Annotated in this window: 16 protein-coding genes; 6 read left to right on the top strand and 10 right to left on the bottom strand. The window is 70.5% G+C overall.

Going from position 1 to position 14,069, the window contains the following annotated elements; all coding sequences use genetic code 11:
- Positions 1-72: 72 nt before the first annotated feature.
- Both murA and nadA read right to left on the bottom strand, forming a co-directional pair.
- Entirely contained in the window at positions 73-1,497 is a 1,425-nt protein-coding gene (gene murA / locus ACFHW1_RS10230; protein WP_416551803.1) for a UDP-N-acetylglucosamine 1-carboxyvinyltransferase, read from the bottom strand.
- A 264-nt stretch (positions 1,498-1,761) separates the two neighbouring features.
- Entirely contained in the window at positions 1,762-2,931 is a 1,170-nt protein-coding gene (nadA, locus tag ACFHW1_RS10235; RefSeq protein ID WP_416551510.1) for a quinolinate synthase NadA, read from the bottom strand.
- Between the two features lie 69 nt (positions 2,932-3,000).
- Between nadA and ACFHW1_RS10240 the strand changes: the two genes are divergently transcribed.
- From ACFHW1_RS10240 to ACFHW1_RS10250, 3 genes are all read left to right on the top strand, one after another.
- Positions 3,001-4,167: a glycerate kinase gene (locus ACFHW1_RS10240; protein WP_416615306.1), complete on the top strand. Its 1,167-nt coding sequence runs from the start codon at positions 3,001-3,003 to the stop codon at positions 4,165-4,167.
- Positions 4,168-4,348: 181 nt separating this feature from the next.
- Positions 4,349-4,717, top strand: coding sequence for an iron-sulfur cluster insertion protein ErpA (gene erpA / locus ACFHW1_RS10245; protein ID WP_278170370.1), 369 nt, complete (start codon positions 4,349-4,351; stop codon positions 4,715-4,717).
- A gap of 173 nt (positions 4,718-4,890) precedes the next feature.
- Entirely contained in the window at positions 4,891-5,868 is a 978-nt protein-coding gene (locus tag ACFHW1_RS10250; RefSeq protein WP_416551514.1) for a carbohydrate kinase family protein, read from the top strand.
- A gap of 53 nt (positions 5,869-5,921) precedes the next feature.
- Here the strand turns inward: ACFHW1_RS10250 and ACFHW1_RS10255 are convergent, their stop codons facing one another.
- Positions 5,922-6,773, bottom strand: coding sequence for a helix-turn-helix domain-containing protein (locus ACFHW1_RS10255; protein ID WP_416551516.1), 852 nt, complete (start codon positions 6,771-6,773; stop codon positions 5,922-5,924).
- Between the two features lie 127 nt (positions 6,774-6,900).
- On the opposite strand from ACFHW1_RS10255, the gene ACFHW1_RS10260 reads away from it, so the two are divergent.
- A complete protein-coding gene (locus tag ACFHW1_RS10260; RefSeq protein ID WP_416551517.1) occupies positions 6,901-7,170 on the top strand; it encodes a hypothetical protein in 270 nt (89 codons plus the stop codon).
- Between the two features lie 10 nt (positions 7,171-7,180).
- On the opposite strand, the gene ACFHW1_RS10265 is transcribed toward ACFHW1_RS10260, so the two are convergent.
- From ACFHW1_RS10265 to ACFHW1_RS10275, 3 genes are all read right to left on the bottom strand, one after another.
- Positions 7,181-7,795 (bottom strand): class I SAM-dependent methyltransferase, encoded by a 615-nt coding sequence (locus tag ACFHW1_RS10265; RefSeq protein ID WP_416551519.1) that lies wholly within the window; start codon positions 7,793-7,795, stop codon positions 7,181-7,183.
- Positions 7,796-7,968: 173 nt separating this feature from the next.
- On the bottom strand, positions 7,969-8,193 hold the full coding sequence (locus ACFHW1_RS10270; RefSeq protein WP_416551804.1) for a sulfurtransferase TusA family protein: 225 nt from the start codon (positions 8,191-8,193) through the stop codon (positions 7,969-7,971).
- Positions 8,194-8,231: 38 nt separating this feature from the next.
- Entirely contained in the window at positions 8,232-9,407 is a 1,176-nt protein-coding gene (locus tag ACFHW1_RS10275) for a cysteine desulfurase family protein (protein ID WP_416567569.1), read from the bottom strand.
- 293 nt (positions 9,408-9,700) lie between these two features.
- Between ACFHW1_RS10275 and coxB the strand changes: the two genes are divergently transcribed.
- Positions 9,701-10,540 carry a cytochrome c oxidase subunit II gene (gene coxB / locus ACFHW1_RS10280; protein WP_416551806.1) on the top strand — a complete coding sequence of 280 codons (840 nt, stop codon included), beginning with the start codon at positions 9,701-9,703 and terminating at the stop codon, positions 10,538-10,540.
- A gap of 9 nt (positions 10,541-10,549) precedes the next feature.
- Positions 10,550-10,975, top strand: a complete 426-nt coding sequence (locus ACFHW1_RS10285) for a cytochrome c oxidase subunit 4 (RefSeq protein WP_416551521.1) — start codon at positions 10,550-10,552, stop codon at positions 10,973-10,975.
- Between the two features lie 25 nt (positions 10,976-11,000).
- Here the strand turns inward: ACFHW1_RS10285 and ACFHW1_RS10290 are convergent, their stop codons facing one another.
- The 4 genes from ACFHW1_RS10290 to ACFHW1_RS10305 form a co-directional block, all read right to left on the bottom strand.
- Positions 11,001-11,165, bottom strand: coding sequence for a hypothetical protein (locus ACFHW1_RS10290; protein ID WP_416567551.1), 165 nt, complete (start codon positions 11,163-11,165; stop codon positions 11,001-11,003).
- A gap of 229 nt (positions 11,166-11,394) precedes the next feature.
- Positions 11,395-12,489 (bottom strand): anthranilate phosphoribosyltransferase, encoded by a 1,095-nt coding sequence (gene trpD / locus ACFHW1_RS10295; RefSeq protein WP_416551523.1) that lies wholly within the window; start codon positions 12,487-12,489, stop codon positions 11,395-11,397.
- Positions 12,490-12,575: 86 nt separating this feature from the next.
- Positions 12,576-12,983 carry a hypothetical protein gene (locus ACFHW1_RS10300; protein WP_416551525.1) on the bottom strand — a complete coding sequence of 136 codons (408 nt, stop codon included), beginning with the start codon at positions 12,981-12,983 and terminating at the stop codon, positions 12,576-12,578.
- A gap of 73 nt (positions 12,984-13,056) precedes the next feature.
- A complete protein-coding gene (locus ACFHW1_RS10305) occupies positions 13,057-13,962 on the bottom strand; it encodes a cytochrome c oxidase assembly protein (protein WP_416551527.1) in 906 nt (301 codons plus the stop codon).
- Positions 13,963-14,069 lie beyond the last annotated feature (107 nt).

Raw genomic sequence — 14,069 nt, forward strand, 5'->3', positions numbered from 1 at the left:
GAGCACGAACCGGGCACGGGTACGTCAAATCCGGGCGCGGACGCGTCGGGTCAGCGACTGGACGCGTCCGGATCAGGGGCGTTCCACGTGGGCGCCGAGGTCGGCCAGCTTGGCCTCGAAGTCCTCGTACCCGCGGTTGATCAGATCGACGCCGTACACCCGGGAAGTGCCCTCGGCGGCGAGCGCCGCGATCAGGTGGCTGAACCCGGCCCGCAGGTCCGGGATGACCAGGTCGGCGGCGTGCAGCTTGCTGGGCCCGGCGATCACCGCCGAGTGCTTGAAGTTGCGCCGGCCGAACCGGCACGGCGTACCGCCCAGGCACTCCCGGTAGACCTGAATCGTCGCGCCCATCGTGTTGAGCGCCTCGGTGTAGCCCAGCCGCTGCTCGTACACCGTCTCGTGGACGATCGACAGCCCACGGGCCTGGGTCAATGCGACGACCAGCGGCTGCTGCCAGTCGGTCATGAAGCCCGGGTGCACGTCGGTCTCCAGGGCCACCGCGCGCAGTTCGTTGCCCGGGTGCCAGAAGCGGATGCCGCCCTCCTGGCCGGCGCTGCCGACACGCGGTGGGCGGGCGTCGGTGACCTGGTACGCGCCGCCGACCGACCGGAACACGTTCAGGAAGGTCATCATGTCGGCCTGCTGCGCGCCGAGCACGTTGACGTCGCCGCCGGTGGCGAGCGCCGCCGCCGCCCAGCTGGCCGCCTCGATCCGGTCCGGGATCGGCCGGTGCGAGTAGCCGCCGAGCTGGGGAACGCCGTGGATCTCGATCACCCGGTCGGTGTGCACCTTGATGATCGCGCCCATCTTCTGCATGACGCAGATCAGGTCGACGATCTCCGGCTCGACCGCGGCGTTGCGCAGCTCGGTCACCCCGTCGGCGAGTACGGCGGTCAGCAGCACCTGCTCGGTGGCGCCTACGCTCGGGTACGGCAGCTCGAACTTGGTGCCGTGCAGACCGTTGGGCGCGGTCAGGTGCAGCCCTTGCGGGGTCTTCTCGACGACCGCGCCGAACTCGCGCAGCGCCTGCATGTGGAAGTCGATCGGCCGGGGACCGATGTGGCAACCGCCGAGGTCCGGGATGAACGCGTGGCCGAGCCGGTGCAGCAGCGGGCCGCAGAACAGGATCGGGATCCGGCTGGACCCCGCGTGCACGTTGATCTGGTCGAACGAGGCGCTTTCCACATTGGACGGATCGAGTACCAGTTCGCCGTCCTCGACGCCGTCGCTGACCTTGACCCCGTGCAGTTCGAGCAGGCCTCGGACGATCTCGACGTCGCGGATCCGCGGTACGTCGTACAACCTGCTCGGCTCGTCACCGAGCAGGGCGGCCACCATCGCCTTGGAGACGAGATTTTTGGCACCTCGGACCCGGATCTGCCCGTGCAGGGGAGTGCCGCCGTGCACGATCAGGACGTCGTCGGTCAAGGAAACCTCCAGCGCGTCGATGCTGCCGTCTTGTGGGGTGGAGCTGGCCCGGCGAGATGGGATGAACATGTCCCGGCCGGCGGTGGGTGAAACCGGACGACCCACGTACGGAGCCGGCGGTCGGTGGACCTCGGGTGACATCCGGTTACCGGCTGTCACCGGGGAGCATCGAAGATCCGCGCTGCCCGTTCGTCGCCTGAGGCAGCATAGCGCTCCGTGATGAAAGTGGGATCCCGCAGCGGCTGCGATTGGCACGAATTCGGGAACGACGGCACGTATACGTAGGACTTAGACTACGTTGAGTGATCTGGCGGTGTGGCGTCAGCTATCCGATCAGGGCAGTGCCAGCATCTGGTCCAACGCGACCCGGGCGAAATGCGCCGTACGCGCCTCGACCGTGATCTGGTTCGGAACCCGGCCGGCGGTCAGTTCCTCCAACGCCCACACCAGGTGCGGCAGGTCGATCCGGTTCATCGTCGAGCAGTAGCAGACCGTCCGGTCCAGGAACATGACCTGCTTGTCCGGGTGGGCCAGCGCCAACCGGCGGACCAGGTTCAGCTCCGTGCCGACCGCCCACGCCGATCCGGCCGGGGCGGCCTCGATGGTCCGGATGATGTACTCCGTCGAGCCGATCTGGTCGGCGGCGGTGACCACCTCGTAGCGGCACTCCGGGTGGACCAGCACGTTGACCCCGGGCACCCGCATCCGTACCTCGTCGACGCTGCTGCGGGTGAACCGACCGTGCACTGAACAGTGTCCCCGCCAGAGCACCATCTTCGCCTCGCGCAGCTGCTGCGCGGTCAGCCCACCACCGGATTTGTGCGGGTCGTAGAGCACACAGTCGTCGGCGTCCAGCCCCATCTCCAGCACCGCCGTGTTGCGACCCAGATGCTGGTCCGGCAGGAACAGCACCCGCTGGCCGCGCTCGAACGCCCAGGTCAACGCCCGCTTGGCGTTCGACGACGTGCAGACCACCCCGCCGTTACGGCCGACGAAGCCCTTGATGTCCGCCGACGAGTTCATGTACGTCACCGGCACCGTCGAGTCGGCCGCGCCCGCGTCGGCCAGCGCCTCCCAGGCGGTCTCCACCTGGCCGAGGGCCGCCATGTCCGCCATCGAACAGCCGGCGGCCAGATCCGGCAGCACCACCCGCTGCGCGTCGCCGGTCAGGATGTCGGCGCTCTCCGCCATGAAGTGCACACCGCAGAAGACGATGAACTCGGCCGACGGCCGTGCGGCGGCCTCCCGGGCCAGCTTGAACGAGTCGCCGGTGACGTCGGCGAACTGGATGACCTCGTCGCGCTGGTAGTGGTGACCGAGCACGAAGACCCGGTCGCCGAGCGCCGCCTTGGCGGCGGTGGCCCGGGCGACCAGGTCCGGATCGCTGGGTGCCGGGAGCTCACCCGGGCAGTCGACGCCGCGCTCGCTGGCCGGGTCGCTGCCCCGGCCGAGCAGCAACAGAGCGGTCGCGGTGCTGGAAGGCTCAACCCACGTCGAAGTCACGAGATCCATGCTCGCACAGGTCCGCCCGCCTGCGACCAGCCCAAGTGTGGCCTGCCACACTGCCAGATCATGCGGGTCCTGATCTGTCCGGACAAGTTCGCCGGCACCCTGACCGCCGCCGAGGTGGCCGCCGCCGTCGCCACCGGGTGGCGGGACCGGGCACCCACCGACGAGCTGGTGCTGCGCCCGTTGTCCGACGGCGGTCCGGGGTTCGTCGAGGTGCTGGCCGAGTCGACCGCCGGCCGGCGGGTCCCGGTACCGACGGTCGACCCACTCGGCCGACCGGTACCGGGGGAGATCCTGCTGGTCGACGGTTCGGGGGCCGGGGGGACCGCGACCGCCGGACCGACCGCGTACGTGGAGAGCGCCCGGGCGTGCGGCCTGCACCTGCTCACCGAGGCCGAACGTGACCCGAAACACACCACCTCGTACGGCCTGGGACTGCTGCTGGTCGCGGCGGTCGAACACGGTGCCCGCCGGGTGGTCGTCGGGCTCGGCGGGTCGGCCACCAACGACGCCGGAGCCGGCATGCTCACCGCGCTGGGGGTCACCCCGCTCGACGCCGCCGGCTACGCCCTGCCGTACGGCGGCGCGGCCCTCGCCGGGGTCGACCGCCTCGACGGCGCACCCCGGCTGCGCGGGGTCGAGCTGGTCGCCGCGACCGACGTCGACAACCCGCTGACCGGGCTGCACGGGGCCAGCAACGTGTACGGGCCGCAGAAGGGCGCCGACCGGGCCGACGTACTGCTGCTCGACGCCGCGCTGCAGCGGTTCGCCGGCGTCCTGGTCGCGGACCTGCCCGGCTGCCCGCCGGAGCTGGCCGCGCTGCCCGGGGCCGGCGCCGCCGGTGGCATCGGCGCCGCGCTGCTCGCCCTCGGCGGGCGGTGCGAGTCGGGCATCGACCTGGTCACCGCGCTGATCGGGCTGCCCGCCGCGCTGGACGCCGCCGACCTGGTGATCACCGGCGAAGGGTCGTTCGACCACCAGTCGCTGCGCGGCAAGGTGGTCGCCGGGGTGGCCGGCGCGGCCCGGGACCGGGGACTGCCCTGCGTGGTGGTCGCCGGCCAGGTGTCCACCGGCCGGCGGGAGTCGGCTGCGGCCGGCGTCACCGAGGCGTACGCCCTGGTCGACCACTTCGGCGGCGAGACCGGCGGTGGGCTGGCGCAGGCGCTGGCCCGGCCGGCGGACGGGCTGCGTGGGATCGCCGCCCGGCTGGCCGGCCAATGGAGCCGCTGACGGCGTGCCGGTGGCCGGGGGACGGCGAGTTTCCGGTGATCTTCCGCTGATGATCTTCCGGATGCTGGGATGCGCGGCGGATCACGTACGGATTGTGGCCACCCGGATTGGGAATCGTCGCCCGGCCGGTTAGCGTTACCTGATACGGACGAATTCGCACCGTCGCAGGGGAGACCTTCACGTGAGCACATCAGCGCAGTCCGAAACGGCCGAGACCGCCGCCTCGACCACCGTCGTCCTCACCGACGTGGCGGCCGAAAAGGTCAAGGCACTGCTCGACCAGGAAGGCCGCGACGACCTGCGGCTGCGGGTCGCCGTCCAGCCCGGCGGCTGCTCCGGCCTGCGGTACCAGCTGTTCTTCGACGAGCGGTCGCTCGACGGGGACATCGTCGACGACTTCGGCGGCGTCGAGGTCGTGGTGGACCGGATGAGCGCCCCGTACCTGACCGGCGCGAAGATCGACTTTGCGGACCGGATCGACGCTCAGGGTTTCACCATCGACAACCCGAACGCGCAGAACTCCTGCGCCTGCGGCGACTCCTTCCACTGATCCGACCGGTCCGTTTCGGTGCCGTCCGGGGCAGACGTCAGTCCGGCCCTGGGCGGCAGTCGGTCAGTTGTGCGCTGAACGTGCATAGCTGAGACAGGTGCGGGGTACGGTGGCCCCCGTCCCGGTAAGCTGGCCCGCGCACGATTTCCGTACCCCGACACCCGAGGGCCGACATGAAGATCGCCGTCACCGGCTCGATCGCCACCGACCATCTGATGCACTTTCCCGGCCGGTTCGCGGGTCAGCTCATCGCGGACCAGCTGGACAAGGTGTCCCTGTCGTTCCTCGTCGACGACCTGGTCGTCCGCCGGGGCGGGGTGGCGGCGAACATCGCCTTCGGGATGGCCCAGCTCGGTCTGCGTCCGGTGCTGCTCGGCGCGGTCGGCGCCGACTTCGCCGACTACCGTTCCTGGCTGGAACGCCACGGCGTCGACTGCGACTCGGTGCATGTCAGCGAGTTGGCGCACACGGCTCGCTTCGTCTGCACCACCGACGACGACCTGTGCCAGATCGCGTCGTTCTACGCCGGTGCGATGAGCGAGGCCCGCAACATCGAGTTGGCGCCGGTCGCCGCCCGGGTGGGTGGCCTCGAACTGGTGCTGGTCAGCGCCAACGACCCCGAGGCGATGCTGCGTCACTCGGCCGAGTGCCGCGACCGGGGCTACCGGTTCGCCGCCGACCCGTCCCAGCAGCTGGCCCGGATGAGCGGCGAGGACGTCCGCCAGCTCATCGACGGTGCGGAGTACCTGCTGACCAACGAGTACGAGCGGTCGCTGCTGGAGAGCAAGGTCGGCCTCACCGGCGACCAGGTGCTCAACCTGGTGACGGTACGGGTCACCACGCTCGGTGCCGACGGGGTGGAGATCACCGGCCGGGGCATCGAGCGGATCCACGTACCGGTGGCCCGTGACGTGGTCGCGGACGACCCGACCGGTGTCGGCGACGGCTTCCGTGCCGGCTTCTTCGCCGCCCTCGGCTGGGGCCTCGGCCTGGAACGCGCCGCGCAGGTCGGCTGCCTGCTCGCCGCGCTGGTGCTGGAGACCACCGGGCCGCAGGAGTACGCCGTCAAGCCGGACATCTTCCTCAAGCGGCTCGCCGACTCGTACGGCGACGCCGCCGCCGACGACGTCCGCGCCCACCTGCCGGCCTGACTCGGCCGGCCCGCTGATCTTCGGTCCTGGGCAAGCTCACGTTGATCGGGGGCCTACCGGGTCAGCTCCGCTTGTAGGTGGTTGAGGGTCTCAGCCGGCGGGAGCGCGAGCTCGCGAAGGTTGTCGGCGACCCACTGGTACGTGCGGACCCGATCGAGGTCATGTACGAATATGGCGTCGTCGAGAAGCTCCGTGTATGCCACCGGCCGGATGCCGTGACCGAACTCGAGTAGTGCGAACTGCCCAATGGCGCTGGCCTGATGCGGGCCGTCCTCGGGCCGCAGCAACTGCACGGTGACTTGTCCGCCGCGAGCCACGTTTATCAGATGCTCCAGCTGCGCCTGGCGGATCGACGGTTCGCCCACGGGTGTGCGGATGGCAGCTTCGCCGATCACGGTCTGGAAGGTCAGATCATGCCGGGCAGCCAGCCTGCTTGCCCGCACTTGCCGGAACTCGGCGAACGACTGTGCCTGATCGGGCCGGTAGAAGCGGTTTGCCGAGGTCAGTGCTTGAGCGTAGTCGCGGGACTGGAGCAGCCCGGGCACCACCATCGGCTCGAACGTGAAGAGCCGCTCGGCCATGTCGAGCAACCCTACGTACGTCCGGAGGAAGCCCGGAATCAGGTCCGCCCAGCGACTCAGCCAGGACTTGGCGTCCGCGCGTGCAGCGGCCAGTGTCACCAGTTGCTGGACGGTCGCCGCCGGGACTCCGCAGGCCTGCAGGACAACTTGAACGTCGTCTGGCGCTTGGTGGTAGCGACCGGATTCCATGTGCCCGAGCTTCGGCTTGCCGATCCCGGTCGTCGTGGCGAGCTCGCTCAGGCTGAGCTGCGCCGCTCGCCGGTGCCGACTCAGTTCCACGCCGAGCAGCCAACGTAGCGCAAGTGGATCCACCTGAGTGCCCATCACCGTCTCCCGATTCTTGTACCCAGAGAAGTCTAGCCGAGCATATCCGTAGCCGCTAACCTATACGTATCCATAAACGTTCGAGGGGGCTGCTATGGAGCTCGACGAGGTAGGACGTCAGTCGGAGATGCCTGAGCGTGTCCGGCAGATGATGACAGAGCAGGCGTCCGAGCAGGTGCCGGCGCGCTTCGCCATCTGTGCGGAGACCGAGGCCGGCGAGGACGGTGGAGTGCTCGGCTGGGGGCTGGCGTTCGACGACGAAGCCGTGGTCGTACCGACCAACGGCGGTCTGCCCAACCCGTTCAGCGGCATCAAGGCAGCGCTGCGGATGTACGGGATGGTCCACCCCGTACAGCTGGTGTGGGTCGACCCGCCCGACGGTCGCCAGCTGACCTGAACCGCGTGAGTCAGGCCGGCCGCAGCACCGCGACCAGGAAACCGGAGTCGTCGCGGTACGGGCGCAGGTCCCAGGTCGCCAGCAGCAGATCCTCGACCAGATCGGCGGCCTGCAGGTCGGCCAGGAAGTCGGTGACCGGATAGCCCCGGTCGGTGCCGAACCCGACTACGATCCTGCCACCGTCGCGCAGGTGCAGCCGCATCCGGCGCAGCACCTCCTGACGGGTGTCCGGAGCCAGGAACGTCATGACGTTGCCGGCGCTGACGATCGCGTCGAAGCCGTCGGTGATGCCCTGCGCGGGCAGGTCCAACTCGGCCAGATCGCCGACCAGCCACCGCGGGCCCGGGTGGTCCTGCCGGGCGGCGTCGATCAGCACTGGGTCCAGGTCGACGCCGACGACGTCGTGACCGGCGGCGGCCAGCGCCGCGCCGACCCGGCCTGGACCGCAGCCGGCGTCCAGCACTCGCGCCGTACGGGGCAGCATCGCGTCGACCAGCCGGGCCTCACCGTCGAGGTCGGCCCCGTCGCGGGCCAGCGACCGGAACCGGTCGACGTACCACTGTGAGTGCCCAGGGTTGGACTCCAGTAGCTTGCTCCACCCGTTCTGCGCGCTCACACCCGCCATCCTCGCACGCACCTCTTCGACCCGAGCATGACGTCCGTTACCTGTAGCGTGCGCGGGCGGCCGACCCTCTGGACACGCCGATGTGAGGCTGAGATACCTAACCTGCGCGTCGTAAGGTATCTCAGCCTCACATCGGTGGTGCTGCTGATCCACTAGCAGTTCGGCGAGAGGCTTCAGTGGGTGCGGCGGACGTCGAAGGCGGGAGAGCCGGCGACAGTCGACGCGGCGACGAACTCCTGGCCCCGGATCCGGCACCAGGCCGGGATGTCCAGGGCGGCCGCCGGATCGTCGGCCAGCACCCGGACCACCGACCCGACCGGCAGCTGTGGCAGCCGCCGGGCCAGCGCGATCACCGGCAGCGGGCAACGCCGACCGAGGCAGTCGAGAGTCTCCGCCACCTCGTCGTCAGGGGGCTGCGCCACCGCGTCGTCGTCGGTCACAGGCCGACCACTCCGGCCTCGGCCCGCAGGTCGGCCACCACCTGCGGCAGCTCGGCCAGGAACCGGTTCACCTCCGCGTCGGTGGTGTCCCGGTGCAGCGACACCCGGACGTTGCCGTGCGACAGCACCCCCATCGCCTCCAGCACGTGTGACGGGCGCAGCGTGGACGACGTACATGACGAGCCGGAGGAGACGGCGAAGCCGCGCCGGTCCAGCGCGTGCAGCAGCGCCTCGCCGTCGACGTACAGGCAGGAGAAGGTGACCAGGTGCGGCAGCCGGTCGGTCGGGTCGCCGACCACCTCCACGTCCGGCACGGTCGCCGCCACCGTCGCGCGGATCCGGTCCACCAGTGCCGACAGCCGGGCGGCCTGCGTGTCCGCCTCGGCGGCCGCCGCGCGCAGCGCCGCCGCCGACGCGACCACCGCCGGCAGGTTCACCGCTCCGGGCGTGCGGCCGAATTCCCGATCGTCGGTTGGGTAGGGCGACTCCCACCGGGTGCCCTTGCGGACCGCCAGCACCCCGACGCCCGGCAGCCCGCCCCACTTGTGGGCGCTGGCCGTCAGCACCGACCAGCCGTCCGGCACCGGCACCCGGCCGACCGACTGGGCGGCGTCGACGTACAGCGGCACCTCGTGCGCGGCGCACACCCGGGCCGCCTCGGCGACCGGTTGGACGGTACCCACCTCGTGGCTGGCACTGATCAGTGCGGCGAACGCCACACCCGGCCGGGCCACCGCCGCCGACCAGGCGGCCATATCGAGCCGGCCGAGCCGGTTCACCGGCACCGACACCGACTCGCCGCCGTCGGCGGTGTGCCGCTGCCCGGCGTGCAGCACCGCCGAATGCTCGATCGCCGAGTGCACCAGGGTGCGCCCGACCCGACGCCGCCCGGCGAGACCGCCGAGGACGGCGGCGTGCGCGGCGACCGTACCGCTGGGTGTGAAGGAGATCTCGTCGGTGCGAACCCGCAGCAGGTCGGCGGTGACCTCCCGGGCCGCGTCGAGGAGCTGACCGGCCCGGCGGGCCCGGGTGTACAGCTTGGCCGGGTCGGCCCAGCCGTCGGTCAACGCCGCCGACAGCGCCTCCCGGGCAACCGGGTGCAGCGGTGCGGCGGTCGCGGCGTCGAGATAGTCCACAGCCGTCGACGGTACCGGCCGTGGGCTGGCCCGCAGGTGGTCGTGGCGGGTGACAAACCAGACCCCACGCCGATGGTGACCCGTCGGGTCGAGTAATCTGCGACCGTCGGTGACGCCTTTGATCGCCGATGTCGTCACGCGTGGCCAGGTCGATCCGGCTGCCACAGGTGGCATCGGTGGCACCGCGAGGGAGGCAGGACCAGGTGGTCGCAAGCGATTCAGCAGGGCAGCCGTCGGCCGACGGCCGGCAGCCGACGCACGCATGGCGCGCGCCCGGCCGGCGACAGCTCCGGTTCCGGGCCGCTGGGCTCGGTCTCGGCGGCGCGGCACTGCTCACCCTGCTCACTGGCTGCGACGTCGGGGAGGCGTTCGGCGGCTTCGGCTGGCCGCAGGGCATCACCCCGCAGGCCCACCGGATGTACGACCTGTGGATCGCCTCGGTGATCGCGGCGCTCGCGGTCGGCGTCTTTGTCTGGGGCCTGATCTTCTGGTGCATCATTCGGTACCGCAAGCGCGGCGACCAGCTGCCGGTGCAGACCCGGTTCAACATGCCGATGGAGTTCCTCTACACCATCGCGCCGATTCTGGTCGTGTCGGTCCTGTTCTACTACACGGCCGTCGTGCAGACCGACGTCGACCGGCTCAGTGAGGACCCGGACGTCACCGTCGAGGTCGTCGCGTTCAAGTGGAACTGGCAGTTCAACTACCGCGACGGGGTCGGTGAAGACGCCAACACGGTGGCGTCGACGGTCGGTTCCTCCGACCTCATCCCGGTGCTGGTGGTCCCGTCGGAGCGGACCATCCGGTTCGAGGAGACCAGTACCGACGTCATCCACTCGTTCTGGGTGCCGGAGCTGCTGTTCAAGCGGGACGTCTTCCCGGGCAGCATCCGTAACCAGTTCGAGGTGACCGTCGAACAGAACGGTGCCTACGTCGGCCGGTGCGCCGAGCTGTGTGGCACGTACCACTCGATGATGAACTTCGAGATGCGGGTGGTCGACCCGGAGCAGTACGACCAGTTCATCGCGGCCAAGCAGGCCGGTAGCTCGACGCCGGACGCGTTGGCCGCGATCGGGGAGGAGCCGTACGCGGTGACCACCTTCCCGTTCGACACCAAGCGTGACGCGCAGAACTTCGGGAACGCGAGCGCCCAGGGCGCGGGAAGCTGAGGGCCGGTCATGAAGACCGAGTGGCGACTGTTCGGCATCGTCGCGGCGTTCCTGCTCGTCGTGTCCGGTGTCTACCCGGCGTGGACCTACGGGCAGCTCGGGCACGTCGAGTGGATCGGCACCACGGCGCTGATCCTGTCCTTCCTGCTCTGCGCGATGTGTGGCGGCTTCTTCTGGTTCGTGTCGCGTCGGATCGATCTGCGTCCCGAGGACCGGCCGGACGCTGAGATCTCCGACGGAGCGGGCGAGGTCGGCTTTTTCAGCCCGGGCAGCTACTGGCCGTTCGGGGTGGCGCTGGCCGCCACCATCGCCGGTCTCGGCCTGGTCTTCTGGCAGTGGTGGCTGCTGATCTTCGGCCTGCTCTCGGTGATCGCCACCGCAGCCGGCCTGCTGTTCGAGTACTACACCGGCACCCGGCGTACCGCCGAGCACTGAGCCGGGCCGAGCACTGAGTCGACTATCACCCGCTTCGGCTGAGCCGGCCGTCACCGATTGTTGCGGCGGCGCAGCTTCGCACCCAGCCGGCGACGGCTACCGAGGTGCCGATCCGCTCCGGCGAGGACCAGACGCAGCGGTCGACGGTGGGTCGGCGGATGACCTTGACCGCCGCGTGGGCGAAGATCACCGGTAGATCACCTCGGCGACCATGAGCAGCAGTTGCGGGTGCCGCAGCCGCCAGGCCGCAGTGCCACCCAGACACCCTGACCGACGGTCAATAGCAGCAGTCCGGGCAGCAACTCCTGGTCCGGCGGTAGCCAGCATCCATACGGTGAGCGAGGCGCTCGCCACGTACAGCACCCAGCGCAGGATCAGCGGCAGGTACGCGTAGCCTTGCGGTCGGCGACTACGCTACGTCATCGAATCTGCGGCCCGGTGGTGGTACCCGCAGCCGACTGGGCCACTTGCACCCACCGGTCCAGCAGTGCGGCGGCGGCGCCGCTGTCCACTGCCTCGGCGGCCCGGCCCAACTGTGCCCGCATCGTCTCCAGCGGCTCGTCAACCGGCGCGGCGCCGGTCTGTACCGCCTGAGCGGTCAGCGCCGCTGCGGCGTTGACCAGCACCGCGTCCCGGACCGGACCGGTCTGGCCGGCGAGCAGCCGGCGGGTGACGTCGGCGTTGAAGGCGGCATCTCCGCCCCGGAGATCACCGGGGGCGCTGCGGGCGACCCCCAGGTCCTCGGCGGCGTCCACGACCATCGCGCGCACCACGCCGTCGGCGGCGAACCAGACCCTGGTCGGGGCGGCGGTGCTGAGCTCATCCAGCCCGTCCTCACCCCGCATCACCAGTGCAGTGTCGCCCCGGGTGGCGAACACCTCGGCCATCACCGGCGCCATCCGGGTGTCGAAACAGCCGATCGCCCCGGCCCGGGGCCGGGCCGGGTTGGTCAGCGGGCCGAGGAAGTTGAATACGGTCGGTACGCCGATCTCCCGCCGGGTCGTCCCGGTGTGCCGCATCCCCGGGTGGTACCGGGCGGCGAAGCAGAACCCGATGCCGACCTCGGCGACGCACCGGGCCACCCCCTCGGGGCCCAGGTCGAGCGGGATGCCGAAGTGCTCCAGCAGGTCGGCGGCCCCGCACGACGACGAGGCAGCCCGGTTGCCGTGCTTGACCACCCGGGCACCGGCCGCAGCCACCACGATCGCAGCCATGGTGGAGATGTTGACCGTGTGCGCCCGGTCGCCGCCGGTGCCGACGACGTCCACCGCGTCGGCGCGCAGCGCGTCCGGCAGACCGACCGGCACCGCGTTGGCGATCATCGCCTCCACCAGCCCGACCAGTTCGGCCGACGTCTCGCCCTTGGCTCGCAGCGCGACGGCGAAGCCGGCGATCTGCGCGGGTGTGGCGGAGCCTGTCATGATCTCGTCCATCGCCCAGGTGGTGTCGGCGGTGGAGAGCTGTTCGCCAGCGAGCAGCGCGTTGAGCAGATTCGGCCAGGACCGTTCACCCATGGGGCCTCTCCCAGGTGCGATGGGGGCGTGCGCGGTGCGGGGCGGTGCGGCGGAGCGTGGACGGTGCGGCTCGGTGCAGGGGTGGGTCAGGCGGCGGGCAGCTTGCCGGACCGGCCGCGCAGCATGCCGGCGATGGTCTGGCCGGTGGTCACCGGGTCGAGCGGGTGCATCAGGGTGGCGTCGACCTCGGCGAACGAGGCCAGCCAGCGGTCGGCGGCGCGGGCGATCACCACGCAGGTCGGCGGCGCGTCGGCGCGGTCGTCCTTGATCTGCCGGGCGATACCAAGCCCGCCGCCGGGGGTGGCCTCACCGTCGAGCAGCATCAGGTCGATCTCGTACTCGTCGACCAGCCGGACGCAGCCGGCGTAGTCGGACGCCTCGACGAACTCGACGGTCAGGTCGGTGGCGGGGCGGGTGCCGACGGCCAGCCGCATCCGGTCCCGTACCTGCGGGTCATCGCTGTAGAGCAGGACGGTGTGCACGCGCTCGGTCATCTTCTCGCTCGACTCCCACCTCGTAGCTGCGCGCTGATCGTACCGTCCGTCCGGGTCGCGTCCGGCGAGCGGGTCAGTCGGCGGCGGCCGCCACGCGGGCCTGTCGCGCCTCCTGGCGGTCGAGTTCCCGGTCGATGCGTCGGGCTTCCCGCTCGGACTGGCGCATCCACTGCACCACCAGCACGGCGAGCATGGTGACGCTGACGAACTCCCCGCCGGCCCACAGGACGCCGCCGGCCACCTCCTGGTCGGCCCACGGGTCGGCCCAGGTCAGTCCGAGCGACGGATACCAGTCGCCGCCGAACAGGGTGCTGCTCTGCATGACGGTGAGCCCGAGCACGGTGTGGAACGGCACGGAGAGCACCATCAGCAGCGCCCGGGCCGGGTACGGCCAGCGGCCGGGCAGCGGGTCGAGCCCGACCAGCGGCCAGAAGAACAGGCAGCCGGTCATGATGAAGTGGGCGTGGACGAACTCGTGGGCGAGGCTGCTCTCCAGGGTCAACCGGTAAAGATCAGTGAAATACAGCACAAATGGGTTGATCACGAACAGGCCGAAGGCGACCAGCGGGAAGGCGACCACCCGGGCGTACCTGCTGTGCAGGACGGCGAGCAGGCGGCGCCGCGGGTTGCCGGGCAGGGTGCGCAGCGCCAGGGTGATCGGTGCGCCCAGGGCGAGAAAGATCGGCGCGATCATCGACAGCACCATGTGCTGGACCATGTGCACTGACAGCAGAGTGGTGTCGTAGGCGCCCAGTCCGCTCACCGTGACGGCGGCGATGCCACCCAGTCCGGGGCCGAGGAACAGTACGGTGCGTGACACCGGCCACCGGTCGCCGCGCAGTCGTAGCCGGTGCACCCCGTACAGGTAGAGGCCGGCGGCCACGACGAGTGTCAGCGCCAGCCAGTTGGTCAGCTGGATCTCGGTGAACAGGGCCGAGACCGTGAACGGCGGGACGGCCATCGCAGCGACATCTGCCACATGACGAGGCTAGGCCAGCGGCCTCGGTCGACGTTATCCGGCCCACCGACGGGTCGGGTTTGCCACCCCGCCGTCCGTGGGCACTGACCGGCAGCAATAATGACCGC

Source organism: Micromonospora sp. LOL_014 (assembly GCF_048060245.1).
Classification (GTDB): Bacteria; Actinomycetota; Actinomycetes; order Mycobacteriales; family Micromonosporaceae; genus Micromonospora_E.

Excerpts from the sequence above, each read along its gene's own strand:
- murA (WP_416551803.1), bottom strand. The coding sequence starts at position 1,497 with ATGTTCATCCCATCTCGCCGGGCCAGCTCCACCCCACAAGACGGCAGC.
- ACFHW1_RS10240 (WP_416615306.1), top strand. The coding sequence starts at position 3,001 with ATGCGGGTCCTGATCTGTCCGGACAAGTTCGCCGGCACCCTGACCGCC.
- ACFHW1_RS10250 (WP_416551514.1), top strand. The coding sequence starts at position 4,891 with ATGAAGATCGCCGTCACCGGCTCGATCGCCACCGACCATCTGATGCAC.
- ACFHW1_RS10255 (WP_416551516.1), bottom strand. The coding sequence starts at position 6,773 with ATGGGCACTCAGGTGGATCCACTTGCGCTACGTTGGCTGCTCGGCGTG.
- ACFHW1_RS10260 (WP_416551517.1), top strand. The coding sequence starts at position 6,901 with ATGCCTGAGCGTGTCCGGCAGATGATGACAGAGCAGGCGTCCGAGCAG.
- ACFHW1_RS10265 (WP_416551519.1), bottom strand. The coding sequence starts at position 7,795 with ATGGCGGGTGTGAGCGCGCAGAACGGGTGGAGCAAGCTACTGGAGTCC.
- ACFHW1_RS10285 (WP_416551521.1), top strand. The coding sequence starts at position 10,550 with ATGAAGACCGAGTGGCGACTGTTCGGCATCGTCGCGGCGTTCCTGCTC.
- trpD (WP_416551523.1), bottom strand. The coding sequence starts at position 12,489 with ATGGGTGAACGGTCCTGGCCGAATCTGCTCAACGCGCTGCTCGCTGGC.
- ACFHW1_RS10300 (WP_416551525.1), bottom strand. The coding sequence starts at position 12,983 with ATGACCGAGCGCGTGCACACCGTCCTGCTCTACAGCGATGACCCGCAG.